The sequence below is a fragment of the Stenotrophomonas sp. TWI700 genome, assembly GCF_039673645.1.
Lineage (GTDB): Bacteria > Pseudomonadota > Gammaproteobacteria > Xanthomonadales > Xanthomonadaceae > Stenotrophomonas > Stenotrophomonas maltophilia_AA.
Map to the genome: position 1 here is coordinate 33,379 of NZ_JBDJMB010000004.1, position 16,369 is coordinate 49,747.

Annotated in this window: 17 protein-coding genes, 1 tRNA gene and 1 other RNA gene; 8 read left to right on the forward strand and 11 right to left on the reverse strand. The window is 68.7% G+C overall.

The annotated features are described in order from the left end of the window. Positions 1-74: 74 nt before the first annotated feature. From ABE473_RS04815 to ABE473_RS04825, 3 genes are all read right to left on the reverse strand, one after another. Positions 75-1,052, reverse strand: a complete 978-nt coding sequence (locus ABE473_RS04815) for a beta-ketoacyl-ACP synthase III (RefSeq protein WP_176990974.1) — start codon at positions 1,050-1,052, stop codon at positions 75-77. 88 nt (positions 1,053-1,140) lie between these two features. Then, entirely contained in the window at positions 1,141-1,338 is a 198-nt protein-coding gene (gene rpmF, locus ABE473_RS04820) for a 50S ribosomal protein L32 (protein ID WP_017357626.1), read from the reverse strand. Between the two features lie 108 nt (positions 1,339-1,446). Next, positions 1,447-1,956: a YceD family protein gene (locus ABE473_RS04825; protein ID WP_121043054.1), complete on the reverse strand. Its 510-nt coding sequence runs from the start codon at positions 1,954-1,956 to the stop codon at positions 1,447-1,449. Positions 1,957-2,069: 113 nt separating this feature from the next. Between ABE473_RS04825 and ABE473_RS04830 the strand changes: the two genes are divergently transcribed. Further along, positions 2,070-2,642: a Maf family nucleotide pyrophosphatase gene (locus ABE473_RS04830; RefSeq protein WP_346488702.1), complete on the forward strand. Its 573-nt coding sequence runs from the start codon at positions 2,070-2,072 to the stop codon at positions 2,640-2,642. Between the two features lie 3 nt (positions 2,643-2,645). Here ABE473_RS04830 and ABE473_RS04835 read toward each other — a convergent pair whose 3' ends face one another. Together ABE473_RS04835 and ABE473_RS04840 are read right to left on the reverse strand one after the other, a co-directional pair. After that, positions 2,646-4,271 (reverse strand): hypothetical protein, encoded by a 1,626-nt coding sequence (locus ABE473_RS04835; RefSeq protein ID WP_346488703.1) that lies wholly within the window; start codon positions 4,269-4,271, stop codon positions 2,646-2,648. Between the two features lie 130 nt (positions 4,272-4,401). Beyond that, on the reverse strand, positions 4,402-6,243 hold the full coding sequence (locus ABE473_RS04840; protein WP_346488704.1) for a glycosyltransferase family 39 protein: 1,842 nt from the start codon (positions 6,241-6,243) through the stop codon (positions 4,402-4,404). Between the two features lie 40 nt (positions 6,244-6,283). On the opposite strand from ABE473_RS04840, the gene ABE473_RS04845 reads away from it, so the two are divergent. The 4 genes from ABE473_RS04845 to ABE473_RS04860 are packed head-to-tail and all read left to right on the forward strand — an operon-like array spanning position 6,284 to position 10,661. Further along, positions 6,284-7,237 carry a MoxR family ATPase gene (locus ABE473_RS04845; protein ID WP_346488705.1) on the forward strand — a complete coding sequence of 318 codons (954 nt, stop codon included), beginning with the start codon at positions 6,284-6,286 and terminating at the stop codon, positions 7,235-7,237. Position 7,238: 1 nt separating this feature from the next. Beyond that, complete coding sequence (locus ABE473_RS04850; protein ID WP_346488706.1) at positions 7,239-8,195, forward strand: DUF58 domain-containing protein; 957 nt, start codon at positions 7,239-7,241, stop codon at positions 8,193-8,195. Further along, positions 8,188-10,140: a DUF3488 and transglutaminase-like domain-containing protein gene (locus ABE473_RS04855; protein WP_346488707.1), complete on the forward strand. Its 1,953-nt coding sequence runs from the start codon at positions 8,188-8,190 to the stop codon at positions 10,138-10,140. Before ABE473_RS04850 ends, ABE473_RS04855 begins: the two co-directional genes overlap by 8 nt. Next, the gene (locus ABE473_RS04860) at positions 10,137-10,661 is read left to right on the forward strand and encodes a Slp family lipoprotein (RefSeq protein ID WP_019185338.1); all 525 of its coding nucleotides are present in this window, start codon (positions 10,137-10,139) and stop codon (positions 10,659-10,661) included. The genes ABE473_RS04855 and ABE473_RS04860 overlap by 4 nt, the downstream gene beginning before the upstream one ends. Before the next feature lie 56 nt (positions 10,662-10,717). Here the strand turns inward: ABE473_RS04860 and ABE473_RS04865 are convergent, their stop codons facing one another. From ABE473_RS04865 to dnaX, 4 genes are all read right to left on the reverse strand, one after another. Then, the gene (locus tag ABE473_RS04865) at positions 10,718-11,077 is read right to left on the reverse strand and encodes a histidine triad nucleotide-binding protein (RefSeq protein WP_019185337.1); all 360 of its coding nucleotides are present in this window, start codon (positions 11,075-11,077) and stop codon (positions 10,718-10,720) included. A gap of 81 nt (positions 11,078-11,158) precedes the next feature. Next, on the reverse strand, positions 11,159-11,758 hold the full coding sequence (recR, locus tag ABE473_RS04870; protein WP_121043040.1) for a recombination mediator RecR: 600 nt from the start codon (positions 11,756-11,758) through the stop codon (positions 11,159-11,161). Between the two features lie 99 nt (positions 11,759-11,857). After that, entirely contained in the window at positions 11,858-12,178 is a 321-nt protein-coding gene (locus ABE473_RS04875; RefSeq protein ID WP_019185335.1) for a YbaB/EbfC family nucleoid-associated protein, read from the reverse strand. Between the two features lie 6 nt (positions 12,179-12,184). Then, the gene (gene dnaX, locus ABE473_RS04880; protein WP_346488708.1) at positions 12,185-14,185 is read right to left on the reverse strand and encodes a DNA polymerase III subunit gamma/tau; all 2,001 of its coding nucleotides are present in this window, start codon (positions 14,183-14,185) and stop codon (positions 12,185-12,187) included. 136 nt (positions 14,186-14,321) lie between these two features. Here dnaX and ABE473_RS04885 point away from each other — a divergent pair. Both ABE473_RS04885 and ABE473_RS04890 read left to right on the forward strand, forming a co-directional pair. Further along, positions 14,322-14,414: transfer RNA gene (locus ABE473_RS04885), tRNA-Ser, on the forward strand. A gap of 299 nt (positions 14,415-14,713) precedes the next feature. Further along, entirely contained in the window at positions 14,714-15,166 is a 453-nt protein-coding gene (locus ABE473_RS04890) for a GNAT family N-acetyltransferase (protein ID WP_346488709.1), read from the forward strand. Positions 15,167-15,261: 95 nt separating this feature from the next. Here the strand turns inward: ABE473_RS04890 and ABE473_RS04895 are convergent, their stop codons facing one another. Then, on the reverse strand, positions 15,262-15,579 hold the full coding sequence (locus ABE473_RS04895) for a multidrug efflux SMR transporter (protein WP_123728503.1): 318 nt from the start codon (positions 15,577-15,579) through the stop codon (positions 15,262-15,264). Positions 15,580-15,857: 278 nt separating this feature from the next. On the opposite strand from ABE473_RS04895, the gene ffs reads away from it, so the two are divergent. Further along, an RNA gene (gene ffs / locus ABE473_RS04900) (signal recognition particle sRNA small type) lies at positions 15,858-15,954 on the forward strand. Between the two features lie 44 nt (positions 15,955-15,998). Here ffs and ABE473_RS04905 read toward each other — a convergent pair. Then, positions 15,999-16,367, reverse strand: a complete 369-nt coding sequence (locus tag ABE473_RS04905; RefSeq protein ID WP_346488710.1) for a nuclear transport factor 2 family protein — start codon at positions 16,365-16,367, stop codon at positions 15,999-16,001. Between the last annotated feature and the right edge of the window lie 2 nt (positions 16,368-16,369).

A 16,369-nucleotide genomic window follows, 5' to 3' on the forward strand; every position in this document is an offset into this window, starting at 1 on the left:
ACAGTTCTCCTGAAATGCATACGGCCCCGTAATGGGGCCGTAACGACAGCGTCACGTTGTCGTAACTGACACTATCAATAGCGCAGCAGAGCAGAACCCCAGGTGAAGCCGCCGCCGAAGGCTTCCAGCAGCAGCAGCTGGCCACGTTCGACGCGGCCGGAGCGGACCGCGTGGTCCAGCGCCATCGGCACCGAGGCCGAGGAGGTGTTGCCGTGCTTGTCCACCGTCACCACGACCTGGTCCATGGACATGTCCAGGCGCTTGGCGGTGGCTTCGATGATGCGCAGGTTGGCCTGGTGCGGGATCAGCCAGTCCAGGTCGTCCTTGGTCAGCGCGTTGGCTTCCAGGGTTTCGTCGACGACCGAGTCCAGCGCCTTGACGGCGTACTTGAACACGTCGTTGCCCTTCATCAGGATCGCGCCACGGGCATTCTCGCCCTCGCCGAAGCCGGCCGAGACGCCGACCGGGTTCCACAGCAGCTCTTTCTTGCTGCCATCCGAGTGCAGGTGGGTGCTGAGGATGCCGGTGTCTTCGTCGGCCTTGAGCACGACGGCGCCCGCGCCATCGCCGAACAGCACGCAGGTGGTGCGCTCGGTCCAGTCGACGATACGGGTCAGGGTTTCTGCACCGATGACCAGCACGTGGCGTGCATCACCGGAGCGGATGAATTTGTCGGCCACGCTCAACGCGAACACGAAGCCCGAACAGGCGGCGTTGACGTCGAAGGCGGGGCAGCCGGTCGCACCGAGCTTGGCCTGGATCAGGCACGCGGTGGACGGGAAAATCAGGTCAGGCGTGGTGGTACCCACCACGATCATGTCGAGCTGCGAAGCGTCGATACCGGCCGCTTCAAGCGCACGTACCGCGGCGTGGTAGCCGAGGTCGCTGGTGGTCTCGCCTTCGGCCGCAATGTGCCGTTCGCGGATACCCGTGCGCGATTGAATCCACTCATCGCTGGTGTCGACCATTTTCTCCAGATCCTGGTTGGTCAACACTTTTTCGGGCAAATAACTACCGGTGCCCGCGATCCTCGAGTAGATCCGCTTGCTCATTGCATGTCCTGTAGCACGATCACCAAAGGGGGTGATCGGGAAGAATGGGGTAAAGGCCGCCGCCCGACCGGGCAGCGGCCTTCACAAATCAATCTTCTTCGACGGCCGAGTTCGACTTGGTCGTGATCACCTTCTTGCCGCGGTAGAAACCGTCAGCGGTGATGTGGTGACGCAGATGCACTTCACCGGTGGTCGGATCGGTGGACAGCTGCTTGGCGCTCAGGGCGTCATGCGCACGGCGCATACCGCGGCGGGACGGGGTGACACGGGATTTCTGCACAGCCATGGGATTGCTCCAAACTCGGTTCGTTTTGCTTCGTCGTATCGTCGCGCAGGACGCCAGCGCCCAGCACAGTTTTCGCTTTCGCCGCAGCCGCCGACGACAATCCGGCTGCTATTGTTTTTTCAGTGCCGCCAATGCCGCGAACGGATTGGCCTTGCTGATTTCTTCTTCGGTCGGTGCCCAGTCCTTGTCCACGGCCTCACCATCGGGAGACAGCGGCACGACAGGCACGGCCAGGACGAGTTCGTCCTCGACCAGTTCCAGCGGTCGCAGCATGCCGTCTTCCGGCACCAGCCACGGTTCCCAGCCTTCCGGCAGCGAGGACTCTTCCTCTTCGCTGCGGATCAGGCCGAGCCGCTGCACCATCGAAACCGGCAACAGGAAACGCTGCAGGCTGCGCTGACAGATCAGCGGCAGCGCGGTGTCGATGGACAGTTCAACATAGGATACCTGCAGGATGTCGTCGTGCGCGAATTCCAGTGCATAGGTGCACGTTCCTTCGGTATCGGCGACAAGGCCCTGGAGGCGGGTCAATTCCGCTAGATCCACCTGGCCGTCGAAGCACCTGCGTGCTGCGACCATCCGCCAAGCATCCAGCATTTCGGGCACGTTTGCGGACATAAGCCGCTGAATGTTAAGGATCGTCCGGGCTGCTGTCAAATACCTGCGCAGTCAGGTTGCCGATCCCCGCCCGAAGGGCCCAGACTGCCGGCCTTCCGTGCCGGTATTGTCGCATGACCCCGCTGCTGCTTGCCTCTACTTCCCGCTACCGCCGCGAGCTGCTGGAGCGGCTCGGCCTGCCCCTGGAGACCGTCCGCCCCGAGGTGGATGAGACGCCCGCCCCCGGTGAGGCCCCACGCGCCGTGGCGGTGCGCCTGGCGCGGGCCAAGGCCGAGGCCGTGGCCCGGACCCACCCCGGCCGCTGGGTGATCGGCTCGGACCAGGTCGCGGAACTGAACGGCGCCCCGCTGGGCAAGCCGGGCACGGTCGACGCTGCACACGCGCAGCTGGCCGCGATGTCCGGGCAGGTGGTGGCGTTCCACACCGCGGTGAGCCTGGTGCGCGATGGCGAGGTGCTGGAGACCTGTGACCTGACCCGGGTCCACTTCCGGGCCCTGGGCGCGGCCGAGATCGCCCGCTACGTGGCCGCCGAGCAGCCGCTGGACTGCGCCGGCAGCTTCAAGTGCGAGGGCCTGGGCATCACCCTGTTCGAGGCGATCGAGAACCGCGACCCGAGTGCCCTGATCGGGCTGCCGTTGATCGCGCTGAGCCAGCTGCTGCGCCAGGCCGGCTACACCCTGCCCTGAGCCTCAGCGCAGCTGCAGCGCCTGCAGGCAGCCCGCATCGAGGTCGCCGGTCGCCCAGCCGACCCAGCGCCCGGCCACGGGCATGGCCAGGCCCACCGGCCGTCCCGCACAGTGCAGGACCAGCCGCGGCGCCCTGCTCTGCGCGGCGAAGTCGATGCGCCACGCCGTGCCACCGAGCGTGTTGCGCACGGCCACCAGGGACACCTCGCGGATCGGGACGGCCACGGCCGTTGACGCCGTTCGCGCCTCCTGCAGATAGACGGTTTCCGGCCAGGCGAACATCGCGCTGCCGTGCGCGCGCAGGCTGGGCAGCGCGGCCTGCACTTCGGCGGGCACGCTCTCGCCATGGGTCTGGTCCGGATCGACCACGCCCGCCGCCGCGGCCGTGGCGGTCATGCTGGCCACACGCTGCATGCTGGCGCCGAGGTAGGCCATCCATGCCGTACTCGGCAGGGCCGCCACGGCCAGCAGCAGCGCCGCCCAAGCCACCACGCGGGGACGGCGCGGGCCGACGCGCACGATCGTCCACAGCAGCAGGCCGGACCAGAACAGCCACGACCAGGGCACATAGCGCGGCGCGGCCAACTGGGCGGGGAAGTCGGCGAAATAGGACCAACGGCTGAGCGCGACCAGCCCCCCCACGGCGAGGCCGAACCAGGCCATCGCCAGCGCGACGGATTCCCCTGCCCCGGCGCTGCGCCCGCGATGCCCGCTTCGCCAGCTCATGCCAAGCAGGCCGACCACGCCGGCCGCGCCGATCAGCAGATGCGGCCAGCGCGAGGTCATCACCGGTCCGAACAGCGATTGGTATGCGCTGGCCACGGCATGCACCGCGCTGCGCACCGGCGCGAACGGCAGCTGCTGGGCGGCCGCCGGATCCAGTGCCGGCCACGCCAGGTAGATGAAGGGCGAGGCCAGCCAGCGCAGCAGCACGTCCAGTTGTGCCAACGGCATCAGGCCCATCTGCGAGGGCATGCCCGTGCGGCCCATGCCCAGGTGCAGGCCGACCGCCACGAGCAGCCCGGCGATCAAGGGCAGCCAGTGCGACACCGGTGCACGACGCACCGCCAGCACCGCCGCCAGCCCGACGAACACCGCCACGCCACTGCCGAAGGAGAACGTCGCCGCCACGCCACACACGGCGGCCAGCACCGCACCGCGGCGATCCCCACGCAGCAGCAGGGCGACACCGGCCATCAGCGCGACGGTGATCAGGTAGGCATGCACGGACTCGTTGCCGTGGGTCAGCGCGCGCTGGCTGCCCAGCCAGAAGATCGACAACACGCCGACCAGGGTGGCAGCCGCGCGCACCGACGGCGCCAGCGCATCGGTCTTGAGGATGCGGCCCAGCAGCCACACCGTCGCCAGCGCCAACACCATCCCGGTGCCGATCTGCAGCCATTGATTGCCGTGCAACCAGCACAGCTCGGCGTAGCGCACCAGGTTCGGCAGGATTTCGCGGTGACCATTGTCCGATACCAGCACGTTGGACGGCCACGGCATCTCCAGCAGCTTCTGGGTGAAGCGCCACGGATCGGCGTACAGCACGCGCGGCGAGAGCCAGGCCATGGCCGCGAGGCCCACCGCGACGACGGCCGCCACCGCGCACCACAGCAGGCGCGTCAGCACGGGCGATACCTTCGCGGCAGGCGCGTGGGCAGCAGGCGCGTGGGCAGCAGGCGGGCGGACAGCAGACAAGGGGGCAGATTCCTGCGACGTAGTGCGCATGACGGTTTCATCCATGGAAGAGCATGTGCGCTCAGCGCGCGGGGACGGTGAAGGCCTGTTCCTGCCACTGCTCCACGCTGCCGTCCTTGCCGTGCAGCGTCATGCCCAGCCAATGGCGGCCGGGCGCAAGGTGGTCGGTCTTCAGCGTGGCATCGAAGGCCACGTTGGGGTGCTGCGGATCGGTGGAAATCTCCCAGGCGCCGGTGATGTCATACGCGCGCCCATAGACCGCATCGCCAACCGGCGTGCCATCGATCAGCAGCTCGACCCGATCGATGCCGACGCCATCCTTGAAGGCCCAGCCCCGCACCTCGAGTGGGTCGCCGACTGCCGCGCCGGGCTGAGGCGCATCCACCCAGGCCATCGCCGGGGTCACGCACGGCCCTTCGGCGCGCTCGGCCGGCAGCCTGAAAAGCAGGAAGCGCTGATAGCCGTGATCGTTGCTGACCACGCGCGGCGGCGGCAGCGGCCCCACTTGCTCGCAGACCGCGTGGTAACGCTCCAGCAGATCGCGATAGCGTTGATCGCTGGGCGAGAGCACCAGCAGCATCGGCGTATCGCGCTGGCCGTCGTGCAGCAACCCCCACAGGCCGAGCTGTGCGCTGCGGCCATGCTTGTCGTTCAACGGATGCCGCAGCACCTCGATCGAGGCGTCGCGCAGCTGGAACCCCAGTTCCGCGCCGACCTTGAAGTTGCCGGCCAGCACGCGCGTACCGGGCGGCATGCGTTTCAGCTCTTCGCGTACCGCGCCGGCCAACGGTTCCCAGCCGGCGAAGTTGCGCGGGTAATACTTGTAGCCCGCCAGCTGCTCGCGCACGCTCGGGATGGAGACCATCAGGTAGTAGCCGAAGGCCAGGGCGAGCCCGGCACCGGCCAGCCACCAGCCGGTGCGGCGCAGCCAGCGCGGCCAGCCGTTGAGCACCACCGGCACCGCGATCAGCAGCGCCAGATAACCCGGCAGCGGCCAGTGGAAACTGATGCGCTCCACATCGGTGAAGAAGCCCAGGCCGAAGATGGACAGCGTCGATACCGCACCTATCAGGCCGAAGTAGCGCCACTGCGCGCGCGCGCCACCGCCGGAGCGGGTACCGGCCAGGGCCACCTTCCACATCGCGATGCACAGGATCGGGGTGACCAGCATCGGCTGGATCACCAGGAACCACAGCCCGCTCCATTCGAACGCCCACGGGTGGCGCTCGACCACCTGGAATTTCAGGCCCGCATCATGGTTGTCGGCATTCCACGACAGCAGCGGCAACCACGCCACCACGCCGACCGCCAGTGCGACCCAGACGCGCGGATCGCGCAGCATGCGCCGGCCCTGCGGCAGCACCAGCAGCGCGATGAAGCCGACCACGATCACGCCGATGAAGCGGTAATGGCTGAGCGCGCCGATCGCCAGGCCGGCGGCCAGCTTCACTGCCGCCGCCGCGTCGACACTGCGCAACAGGCGCGCGCCGGCATCCAGGCACAGCACCGCCGCCAGCGCCATCGGCACATCCGGCACGGCCAGCATGCCCAGCGTGGCCGACAGCGGCATCAACAGCGTCAGGCTGCCGGCCTGCCAGCCGGCCACCGCGCCGAACCAGCGCGTGGCGATCCGCGAGACCAGCCAGGGCAGCCACGCACCGATCGCCAGGAACGGCAGGCGCAGCGCGAGCACATGATTGCCGCCCACTTCCACGCCCAGGCGCGCCAGCCATGCGGTCAGCCCGGGCAGGTCCGAATAGGCCGCGGCCAGGTGCTGGCCTTCCTGCCAGTAGAAAGCTTCGTCCACGAACAAGGGCAGACGTGCGGCCACCACCAATTTGACGGCGGTGACCAGCGTCCACAACAACAGGAATATGGTGCGTGCGCGTTGTTCGCCCTGCATTGCTCTATAGAATCAGTGGAATCATCGAATCGAGACGGACATGGATCATTCGCCCCCCGTGCCGGCCATGCTAACCGATGTACTGCGACAGTCCCTTCGCGCCGCCCAGGATCAGGTCAACGGGCTGGTGCTGGGCAAGGCGCAGGAGGTGCGGCTGGCCTTCGTGGCGCTGCTCTCCGGTGGCCATCTGCTGATCGAGGACCTGCCCGGGCTGGGCAAGACCACCCTCGCCCATGCCATGGCCTCCAGCCTCGGGCTGGGCTTCCAGCGGGTGCAGTTCACCTCCGACCTGCTGCCCGCCGATGTGCTCGGCGTCTCGGTATACGACGCCGGCAGCCGCCAGTTCCAGTTCCACCCCGGCCCGGTCTTCACCCATGTGCTGCTGGCCGACGAGATCAACCGCGCGCCACCGCGCACCCAGAGCGCGCTGCTGGAAGCGATGGCCGAGCAGCAGGTGACCCTGGATGGCGTGACCCATCCGCTGCCGGATCCGTTCTTCGTCATCGCCACTCAGAACCCGGTCGACCTGTCCGGCACCTTCCCGCTGCCGGACTCCCAGCTGGACCGCTTCCTGCTGCGGCTGGCGCTGGGCTACCCCAATCCGGAATCCGAGCGCGAGCTGCTGCGCGGCACCGATCGCCGTCATCTGATCGCGCAGGCCACCGCGCGCCTGAGCGAGATCCAGGTGCGCACGCTGCGCGAGGCGGTCGGCCAGGTACATGCCAGCGAAGCCCTGATCACCTACGTGCAGGCCCTGCTCGCGCGCAGCCGCCAGCACGCCGGGGTGCGCGTCGGTCTGTCGCCGCGCGCCGGCCTGGCGTTGCTGCGCGCGGCGAAGGCGCATGCGCTGCTGCTGGGCCGCGCGCACGTGGTGCCCGAAGACGTGCAGACACTGTTCGTCGCGGTGGCCGGGCATCGCCTGGTGCCGGAGGCCGAAGCCGGCAACGGGCCGGCACTGGCCCGCGCCATCCTCCAGACCGTGCAGGTCGACTGAGATGCGCCGCGGCTGGGGAGCCCGCTGGCAGCAACTGCAACACCTGGCGCGGCCGCGCCGACCGGAGCAGCTGCCGTGCCGGTTCGACCGGCGCCGCATCTATGTGCTGCCGACGCGCTTCGGCCTGTTCGTCGCCGCACTGCTGTCGGCGATGCTGATCGGCGCACTGAACTACAACAACAACCCGGCCCTGCTGCTGGCGCTGCTGCTGGCCACCGTCAGCATCGCCAGTGCGATCAGCGCGCACCTGCAGCTGTCCGGCCTGCAGGTGGATGCGGTCTCGGCCGAACCGGTCACCGCGGGCGCGCCGTTGCGGCTGCGCATCAGCCTGTCCCGCGCCGATACCCGCGCCCGCCGCGGACTGCAGGTGGAGCACGCCGGCGTCGGCGCGTTCGGGCATCTGGTCGACAGCGATCAGATCGAAGTCGATCTCGACCTGCCCACCCGCCAGCGCGGCTGGTTCGACCTGGCGCGGATCCGCCTCGCCACCACCCAACCGCTCGGCCTGGTGCGGGCGTGGTCGTGGGTGTGGCCGGAGACGCCGCTGCTGGTCTATGCCGCACCGGAATCGCACGCCCCCGCACTGCCGGAAAGCGGCGGCGATCCGCTGCATACCCGCGTGCACGCCAGCGGCGACGAGCTGCATCAGCTGCGCCCCTATCGCGCCGGCGACCCCACCCGCAGCATCGCGTGGAAGCACTCGGCGCGGCGCGACACCCTGCTGGTGCGCGAGTACGAAAAGCCGGTCGGGGTGGAGATCGTGCTGGACTGGTGGCGCCTGGCGCCGCTGGGCAGCGAAGCACGGATCGCGCGGATGGCGCGCTGGGTCGACCTGGCCGAACGCGAAGGCCGCCGTTACACGCTCAAGCTGCCGGGCCAACCCGTGCTCGGCCCCGGCAACGGCAGCGCCCATCACCATCTGTGCCAGCGCGCGTTGGCGCTGTTGCCCCATGACTGACACGCCCGCCTCCCTGCTGAGCCCCGGGGCGCGCGCCTGGACGCTGGCCAGCGCGGCGCTGGGCCTGGTGCCGCTGCTGTTGCAGTTGCCCACCGTGCTGGCCGCCGTCATCGCCGGGGTCGCCCTGCTCACCGCCGCCGCCTCACGCCAGCGCCTGCTGCCGGGCGCGCTGCGCCTGCTGCTGGTGCTCGGCATGCTTGCCGCCATTTACTGGCAGATGGGCCCGCGCCCCGGCCGCGACACCGGCTGCGCGCTGCTGGCAGCCATGCTCGCGCTGAAATCCAGCGAGCTGCGCAGCCTGCGCGATGCCCGCAGCCTGGTCGGCTTCGGCCTGTTCGGCCCGTTCGCCGCGTTCCTGCTCGACCAAGGGCCGCTGACCATGGCGCTGGCGGTGATGGCCGGCCTGGTCGCCCTGCTCGCGCTGCAGCGGCTGGCGCACCTGGAGGGCCAGGCACCACCGGCGCCGCTCAAGCGCCAGCTGCGCGGTATCGGCCGACTGGTCCTGCTCGGCCTGCCGCTGGCGCTGGCCGGCTTCTGGCTGTTCCCGCGGTTGAGTGAACCGCTGTGGGGCATCCCGGACCGCGCGGTCGGCAAGCCCGGCCTGTCGGACACGATGGAGCCCGGACAGTGGCTGGACCTGATGGCCGATGACACCCCGGCGCTGCGCGTGCAGTTCTTCGGTGCGATCCCGGCGCCGCAGCAGCGGTACTGGCGCGGCCCGGTACTGACCCGTTTCGATGGCCAGCGCTGGGAACAGGACACGCGGCAGAGCGAACGCGCGCCCGCCGCAGTGACCCGTGCCGCCACCCAGTGGGAGTACCAGATCGATTACGAGCCGACCGACCGCCGCCAGCTGGTCGCGCTGGACCTGCCGCTGCAGGCGCCGCCCGGCAGCGAACTGGATGCCAACCACAGCCTGCGCAGTCGCGCGCCGCTGAGCGCATTGACCCGCTGGCGGCTGACCTCCGCGCCGGCCGTGGCCTATACCGAAGCGTTGACGCCGTACGAGCGCCGACTGGCGCTGCAGCTACCCGCCGGCGTGAACCCGCGCACGGCCGTGCTGGCCCGCCAGTGGCGACAGGAGGCCGGCAGCAACGATGCGGTGATCGTGCAGCGCGCGCTCGACTGGGTCCGGGCGAGCTTCGTCTACACCCTGGATACGCCCGAGCCGGGCCGCGATGGCGTGGACGAATTCCTGTTCGACCAGCAGGCCGGTTTCTGCCAGCACTTCAGCTCTTCCTTCGTCGTGTTGATGCGCAACGCCGGCATCCCCGCGCGGGTGGTGACCGGCTTCGCTGGCGGCATGCGCAATCCCTACGGCAACTACTGGGTGCTGCGCCGGATGGACGCGCACGCCTGGGCCGAAGTGTGGCTGCCCGGGCGTGGCTGGGTGCGGGTCGACCCGACCGCCGCCGTGGCGCCCGAACGCGTCTACGACACGCTCGAAGACCGGCTGGCCGCCGGCGCGGCCGACGCCACGTTCGACAGCCGCTGGCTGCAGATCGGACAGATGGGCGATTGGCTGCGCCGGGGCTGGAACGACCTGGTCCTGTCCTTCGATGCCAACCGCCAGCAGCAGCTTCTTGAACCGTTTGGTTTCAAACGGCTGGATCCGAGCCAACTGGTCGGAATTTTCATCGTCTTCGCGCTGGCCGCGCTAGGCTGGATGGCATGGCTGCTGGCCCGCGGCGAACGCGAGCGCGACCCGCTGTTGCGGGCCTGGCATCGGCTGGGACGCCGTTACGCACGCTATGGGCTGTCCCGCGCCAGCGCCGAACCCGCTGGCGAGTGGGCGCGCCGGGTGGACCGGCAGCGACCCGATCCTGCGCTGTTGTCGCTCAGCGCGCGTTTCGTCCAGGCGCGCTACGCTGGCGCTGACGTCGACCTCACTTCATTATTGCGCGACCTGCGCAGGCATCGCCCGACCTCCGGAGCATCCCCATGAAGATTCAAATCCTGCTTCCCCTTGCTGCCTCTCTGGCACTGGCTGCCTGCGCCACCGCGCCCAAGCCGTTGCAGGGGCAGTTCAGTATGGTCAGCCCGCGCGACGCGGTTCCCACCCAGCAGGTGGGCACCCCGGTACGGTGGGGTGGTCGCATCATCGAAACCAATCCGGGCCAGGGCCAGACCTGCTTCCAGATGATCTCGCGCCCGCTCAACGGCAGCGGCCGCCCGAGCACCACCTCGGCCGACGCCAGTGACGGCCGCTTCATCGCCTGCCGCGCCGGCTTCTACGATCCGGCGGTGTTCGAGCCGGGCCGCGACGTGACCTTCATCGGCAAGATCGGCGGCTACGAGAACACCCGCATCGGCGAGTACGACTATCGCCTGCCGAAGCTGGATGCCGACGTGATCTATCTGTGGCCAGAACAGCGCCAGGTCGATGTGGTGCCCGCCTACCCGTACGGCCCGTGGGGCCCGGGCTGGGGTCCGGGCTGGGGCTACCGCGGCTGGGGCTGGTGGTAACACGCTGACGCAGAAACGCCGCCCTCGGGCGGCGTTTTTGTTTGCGCCTGGCCGGCTCAGCCGTTCGGCGTACCGAAGTGACCCAACTGCGCGCCGGCCAGCAGGTGCAGGTGGATATGGAACACGGTCTGCCCGGCATGCTCGCGGCAGTTCATGACGATGCGGTAGCCGTCCTGCGCGAAACCTTCGCGGCGCGCGTACTCGGCGGCGGCCATGGCCAGCTTGCCGATCAGGTGCGCCTGGTCCGGCCGCACATCATCCAGGGTCGGGATCGCCTCGTGCTTGGGAATGAACAGCACGTGCACCGGCGCCTGCGGGGCGATGTCCTTGAAACCGAGCACCTCCTCGTCCTCGTAGACGATGGTGGCCGGAATTTCGCGGCGGATGATCTTGCCGAACAGGGTGTCGTGGCTCATGAGGGCACCTCGTGGAACAGGGCTTTGGAGAGTAGCGCGGATGCGCGTCCGGTTTCGATCATTGCCGCGCGCTGCGCGGCGTCACTCCTGGACTTCGGTCCGCGTGCCGAACGCGTGCGACAGCGTGCCGCGATCCACGTATTCCAGCTCGCCGCCCAGCGGCAGGCCCTGCGCCAGGCGGCTCGGACGCACCTTGCAGCTGCGCGCCATCTGCGCGAGGTAATGCGCGGTGGCTTCGCCTTCCACGGTAGCGCTGGTGGCGATGATCAACTCGTTGACCTCGCCCTGCTTCAGGCGCGCCTCCAGCTGATCCAGGCCCAGCTCGCGCGGGCCGATGCCGTCCAGCGGCGACAGCCGCCCCTGCAGCACGAAGTACACCCCGCGGTACCCTGTGGCCGTTTCGATCGCCAGGCGATCCGCGGGTGATTCCACCGCACACAGCTGCTGGCGCTCGCGGCTGCCGTTGGCGCAGACCGCACAGATGTCGGTCTCGCTGAAATCCCGGCACTGTTCGCAATGCCCGATCCGCTCGATCGCCTTGGCCAGCACCTCGGCCAGCTTCTGGCCGCCCTCGCGCTCGCGTTCGAGCACGTGGTACGCCATGCGCTGGGCAGTCTTCTGGCCCACGCCCGGCAACACGCGGAAGGCCTCGATCAATTGTTCGAGCAGGGGCAGGCTCATGGCGGATCGCTCATCTCAGAAACAAGCGCGCGAAGCCCGGAGGCTTCGCGGCGCGGTCACCACGGTCGCGCCAGGCAGACACCCGGCGCAGGCGGTGGGTCAGAACGGCAGCTTCATGCCCGGGGGCAGCTGCATGCCGGCGGTCGCCGAACCCATGCGGTTCTTCGACTCGGCATCGATCTTGTTGGAGGCATCGTTGAACGCGGCGGCCACCAGGTCTTCGGTCATTTCCGCATCGGACAGCACCGACGGATCGATGCGCACCTTGCGGCATTCCTTGGTGCCGGTCAGGGTCACGCTGACCATGCCGCCGCCGGCGCTGCCGGTCACTTCCAGCTTGGCGAGGTCTTCCTGGGCCTTCTGCAGGTTTTCCTGCATCTTCTGGGCCTGCTGCATCAGTTGGGCGATATTGCCGCGCATGGTTCTTTACTCTTCAAAAGGACGAATGGAATCGGCGACGACCCGGGCACCGTGTTGCTGGACCAGCAACTGCACCGACGGATCGGCCATGAAAGCGGCTTCCGCCGCCGTTTGGCGTTCGCCACGCTGGCGGTCAGCGCGCTGATGCAGGGTCTCGGCACCGGCCGCGCCGGTATCGATCACCAGGCGCGGGGCCTGCCCCAGGGGGCCGGTCAACGCCGCGATCAGCGCCGCCTGCGAGCGGTCCGAACTCAAATACTCAAATCCGGGCGAAATCGCCAGTTTCAAGACGCCGTGCTGGTAGCTGATGAACGCCGAGTGCGCGGCCAGCTGCTTGGACGGGCCATTGAGCTGGCTGCCGGCGACCAGTTCCAGCCACGCATCGGCGGTCAGGTCGCCCTGTGCCTCCGAGGGCGCGGTCTCCGGCGCCGAGGGTGCGATGGCGATGCCCTGCGGGCGGGCCACCGGGGCCGGGGCATCCCGTACAGGCGCGGGAGCAGCAGGTGCCACGGTCCGCTCGGACGGCGCTTCCCACGGGGCGACCATGGCCGCATCCGGGGTGGCCATTTCAGCGGCCAGCGCTTCGTCGCGATCAGCCGCGTCGCTTTCACGGTGCCACGGCGGCAGATCGTCGTCGGTCGCGGGAGCGACGACGGCGGGCTTGGCCGGTTTCACCGGTTCGGCGGCTGCCGGGGCCGGGCTCGGGGCAGGTTTCCTGGGCGCCTCGGGCGCTGCGGAGACCGGCGCAACGACGGGGGCCACAGCGGCCGCCTGAGCGACGGGGGCGCTGGCCTTGGTCGGCGCTGCGGTTGGAGCCGGAGCCGCGCTCGCTGACGCAGCGGCCATGCCGGTGCCCTGGCCGCTGGCCTGGCCACCACTGTTCACTTCGGTGCCGGTCCCCGGATCGCGGGGCACCGGCGGTACGGCGGCGGCCGGACGGAACGCCAGCATGCGCAGCACGGCCATCTCGAACCCGGCACGCGGGCTCGGGGCCAGGTGCAGGTCACGGCGACCGCCCAGGGCCATCTGATACCAGAGCTGGACCACTTCCGGGCGCAGGCGCTGGGCGAAGGCCTCGGCATCGATCCCCTCGCCTGCCGTCGCGGCGCCCGGCACCAGCTGCTGCACCTGGATCCGGTGCAGGGCTTCGGCCAGGGCATCGAGCACCCCGCTCCAGTCCGGCGAGAACTCGGCCAGCAGGGCCACGGTCTGCAGCAGGCGCGGGCCATCACCATCGGCCAGCGCATCCAGCATCGCCGCGACCTGGGTGCGGTCGACCGTGCCCAGCATCGCGCGCACCACATCCTCGCGCAGCGCGCCACCGGCATAGGCGATCGCCTGGTCCAGCAGCGACAGGCCGTCACGCAGGCTGCCATCGGCCGCCTTGGCCAACTGCACGATCGCGGTCGGGTCGGACTCGATCTCCTCGGCGGCCAGGATCTTCGTCATCTGGCCCTGGATCTGGTCCTCGTCCAACCGCTTCAGGTTGAACTGCAGGCAGCGCGAGAGCACCGTCACCGGCAGCTTCTGCGGATCGGTGGTGGCCAGCAGGAACTTCACATGCTCCGGCGGCTCTTCCAGCGTCTTCAGCAGCGCATTGAACGCCGCCTTGGACAGCATGTGCACTTCGTCGATCAGGTAGACCTTGTACTTGCCCCGGGAGGGCATGTACTGGGCGTTCTCGATCACCTCGCGGACATCGTCCACACCGGTATTGGAGGCAGCATCGATCTCGAGCAGATCGATGTAGCGGCCGGAGTCGATATCCAGACAGGCCGGACACTGACCGCACGGATCGGCGCTGGTGCCCTGCTCGCAGTTCAGCGACTTGGCGAAAATACGGGCAATGGTGGTCTTGCCGACCCCGCGGGTGCCGGTAAACAGGAACGCATGGTGCACCCGGCCGCTGTCCAGCGCATTGCTGAGCGCACGGACCACGTGTTCCTGGCCCACCAGCTCGGCAAAACGCTTCGGACGCCACTTGCGGGCAAGGACGAGATAGGACATCAGGCCACCGTCTTCATCGGGACGACCATTGTGCCACGCCTGTCCAGCCCCCCTGCCCTCTGTGACGAACCGCTTGTGCGATTCCAATTCCCCCGCTAGAATCTGCGCCCCTGCAGCGGGTTATCGCAGCAGGTCCGGAGAGGTGTCCGAGCGGTTGAAGGAGCACGCCTGGAAAGTGTGTAAGCGTCTAAACCGCGCTTCGGGGGTTCGAATCCCCCTCTCTCCGCCACACAAATAAAAAGGCCGCCCTCAGGGGCGGCCTTTTTATTTGTGCGACGGACAGCATGGGGGCCGAGAACCCCAACGGGTTCGACGGATTCGCCAGGAGCGAATCCGGACAGCCGAACGGCTGGCCCTGGAGCGCGCGAGCGCGGAAGGGCTGGGTGCATGGATGCACCCAGCAATCCCAATGACGCGGCCAGCCTGCATCCGAAGCCGTCCGGCTGCGCCCCTGCCCCATCTGCGCACATACACCGGACCGCTGTCCGGCTGCTCCAAACGCAGCCCACCCATGCCAAAGTCGTCCCCATGCCCACCCTCCGCCCCTACACCCCAACAGACGCCCCCGCCTGCCTCGCGCTGTTCGACACCAACGTGCCGCGCTATTTCGCCCCACACGAACGCCAGGACTTCGCCGCGTACCTGCTCCACCCGGACCGCACCCACGACTACCTCGTGATCCACCACAACGGCCTTATCGTCGCCTGCGGTGGCCTCGCCCTGGACAACGAACACACCGCCGCCTTCTGCTGGGGCATGGTCGACCGCACCCGGCATCGCCAAGGCCTGGGCACGCAGCTCTCCCACGCACGCCTGGCCCACGCAGAAACGCTCGGCGCCCAGCGCGTAACGCTCAGCACCAGCCAGCACACGCAGGCGTTCTACGCCGGCCTCGGCTTCGTCGTCACCCACATCACCCCCGATGGGCATGGCCCCGGGCTGGATGCGGTGGAAATGGTGCTCCAACTGGCGCCGCACTGAGCGGCGCCAGTGATTTGATCGGGTCAGCAGTGCGCCAGCCACGCATGGCGTGGCTCTACCCTTGAAGCCGCAGCCTTCGCTTTCGCTTCAACGCCTCAGCTGCTCGACAGCTTCATCAACACCAGCCCGCTCACGATCAACACCGCCGCGGCAATCCGCATCGCGCTGACCTGCTCGCCAAGGAAGGTAATGCCGATCACGAACGCGCCGACCGCGCCGATGCCGGTCCAGATCGTGTACGCGGTGCCGAGCGGCAACGTGCGCATCGCCAGCGACAGCAGCCAGAAGCTGGCGATCATGGTGACGAGGGTGATGATCGAGGGAGTGAGCTTGCTGAACCCCTCGGATTGCTTCATCGAGAACGCCCAGACGATTTCCAGTACACCAGCTGCCAACAGATAGATCCAGGCCATGTGGCCCTCCTTGATGGGGGCCAGGCCGTCCTGGTCAGTGGGTCCCGAAATGGGGGAGGCCGTTCCTCCTGTGCCGCGTATTTTAGCAACCCGCCCGCGCAGTGGCCGCTGCCTGCGGCAACGGGCTACACGGGATTCAGGCTGGGCGTCTGGCACTGCGTGCCGCGCATGCGCTAGAATACGCGACTGCACTGCCGGACCTGTTCCTGCGCTGCAGCTTCCGCCTGCGGTTGGCTGATCCTTGATCGCCCAGCAGCCGGAACGTCTCTATGGTGGCCCCGTCGGCCCCTCGCGACGCTAGGTCGAAAATCCCGCCAGGGCCGGAAGGCAGCAACGGTATCGATCGACGCGGGCGCCGAGGTCAGCCGGCGGGGCCGCCACCTTTTCGGGCCCCCTGTTTTCCTTCGCGATGCTGCCGATCAAGGCGCCGCGGGCGTGCCCTGGTGGAACACCACCCGCCACGCCTCGCCATGCCGTCGCCACAGCGAACTGCGCAGCACCTCGCGCTGGCGCTCGCCCTCGATCACGTACCAGCTGCGATAGCGCACCTGTGCCAAGGTCGGGGCCAGCAACACGACGTGGTAGTCGGTGGACACGATCTCGACCTGCGCGCGCTCGCGCGGGATCTCCGCCAACGCAGCCGCACGGTCGAAGCACGCGCCCGAACTGCCGATCTCGTTGAAGTCGTCATCCAGCAGCGCCGCCAACTGTGCGACATCACCGCGGACCGCCGGCGCATGCAACGCGCGCTCGAGCGCCTGCAGATGGGCGGCCAGCGCGTCATCCATGC

What these genes read in the sequence shown, in the direction of transcription:
- ABE473_RS04815 (WP_176990974.1), bottom strand. Translation starts at nt 1,052, where the DNA reads ATGAGCAAGCGGATCTACTCGAGGATCGCGGGCACCGGTAGTTATTTG.
- rpmF (WP_017357626.1), bottom strand. Translation starts at nt 1,338, where the DNA reads ATGGCTGTGCAGAAATCCCGTGTCACCCCGTCCCGCCGCGGTATGCGC.
- ABE473_RS04825 (WP_121043054.1), bottom strand. Translation starts at nt 1,956, where the DNA reads ATGTCCGCAAACGTGCCCGAAATGCTGGATGCTTGGCGGATGGTCGCA.
- ABE473_RS04830 (WP_346488702.1), top strand. Translation starts at nt 2,070, where the DNA reads ATGACCCCGCTGCTGCTTGCCTCTACTTCCCGCTACCGCCGCGAGCTG.
- ABE473_RS04840 (WP_346488704.1), bottom strand. Translation starts at nt 6,243, where the DNA reads ATGCAGGGCGAACAACGCGCACGCACCATATTCCTGTTGTTGTGGACG.
- ABE473_RS04845 (WP_346488705.1), top strand. Translation starts at nt 6,284, where the DNA reads ATGGATCATTCGCCCCCCGTGCCGGCCATGCTAACCGATGTACTGCGA.
- ABE473_RS04850 (WP_346488706.1), top strand. Translation starts at nt 7,239, where the DNA reads ATGCGCCGCGGCTGGGGAGCCCGCTGGCAGCAACTGCAACACCTGGCG.
- ABE473_RS04855 (WP_346488707.1), top strand. Translation starts at nt 8,188, where the DNA reads ATGACTGACACGCCCGCCTCCCTGCTGAGCCCCGGGGCGCGCGCCTGG.
- ABE473_RS04860 (WP_019185338.1), top strand. Translation starts at nt 10,137, where the DNA reads ATGAAGATTCAAATCCTGCTTCCCCTTGCTGCCTCTCTGGCACTGGCT.
- ABE473_RS04865 (WP_019185337.1), bottom strand. Translation starts at nt 11,077, where the DNA reads ATGAGCCACGACACCCTGTTCGGCAAGATCATCCGCCGCGAAATTCCG.
- recR (WP_121043040.1), bottom strand. Translation starts at nt 11,758, where the DNA reads ATGAGCCTGCCCCTGCTCGAACAATTGATCGAGGCCTTCCGCGTGTTG.
- ABE473_RS04875 (WP_019185335.1), bottom strand. Translation starts at nt 12,178, where the DNA reads ATGCGCGGCAATATCGCCCAACTGATGCAGCAGGCCCAGAAGATGCAG.
- dnaX (WP_346488708.1), bottom strand. Translation starts at nt 14,185, where the DNA reads ATGTCCTATCTCGTCCTTGCCCGCAAGTGGCGTCCGAAGCGTTTTGCC.
- ABE473_RS04890 (WP_346488709.1), top strand. Translation starts at nt 14,714, where the DNA reads ATGCCCACCCTCCGCCCCTACACCCCAACAGACGCCCCCGCCTGCCTC.
- ABE473_RS04895 (WP_123728503.1), bottom strand. Translation starts at nt 15,579, where the DNA reads ATGGCCTGGATCTATCTGTTGGCAGCTGGTGTACTGGAAATCGTCTGG.
- ABE473_RS04905 (WP_346488710.1), bottom strand. Translation starts at nt 16,367, where the DNA reads ATGGATGACGCGCTGGCCGCCCATCTGCAGGCGCTCGAGCGCGCGTTG.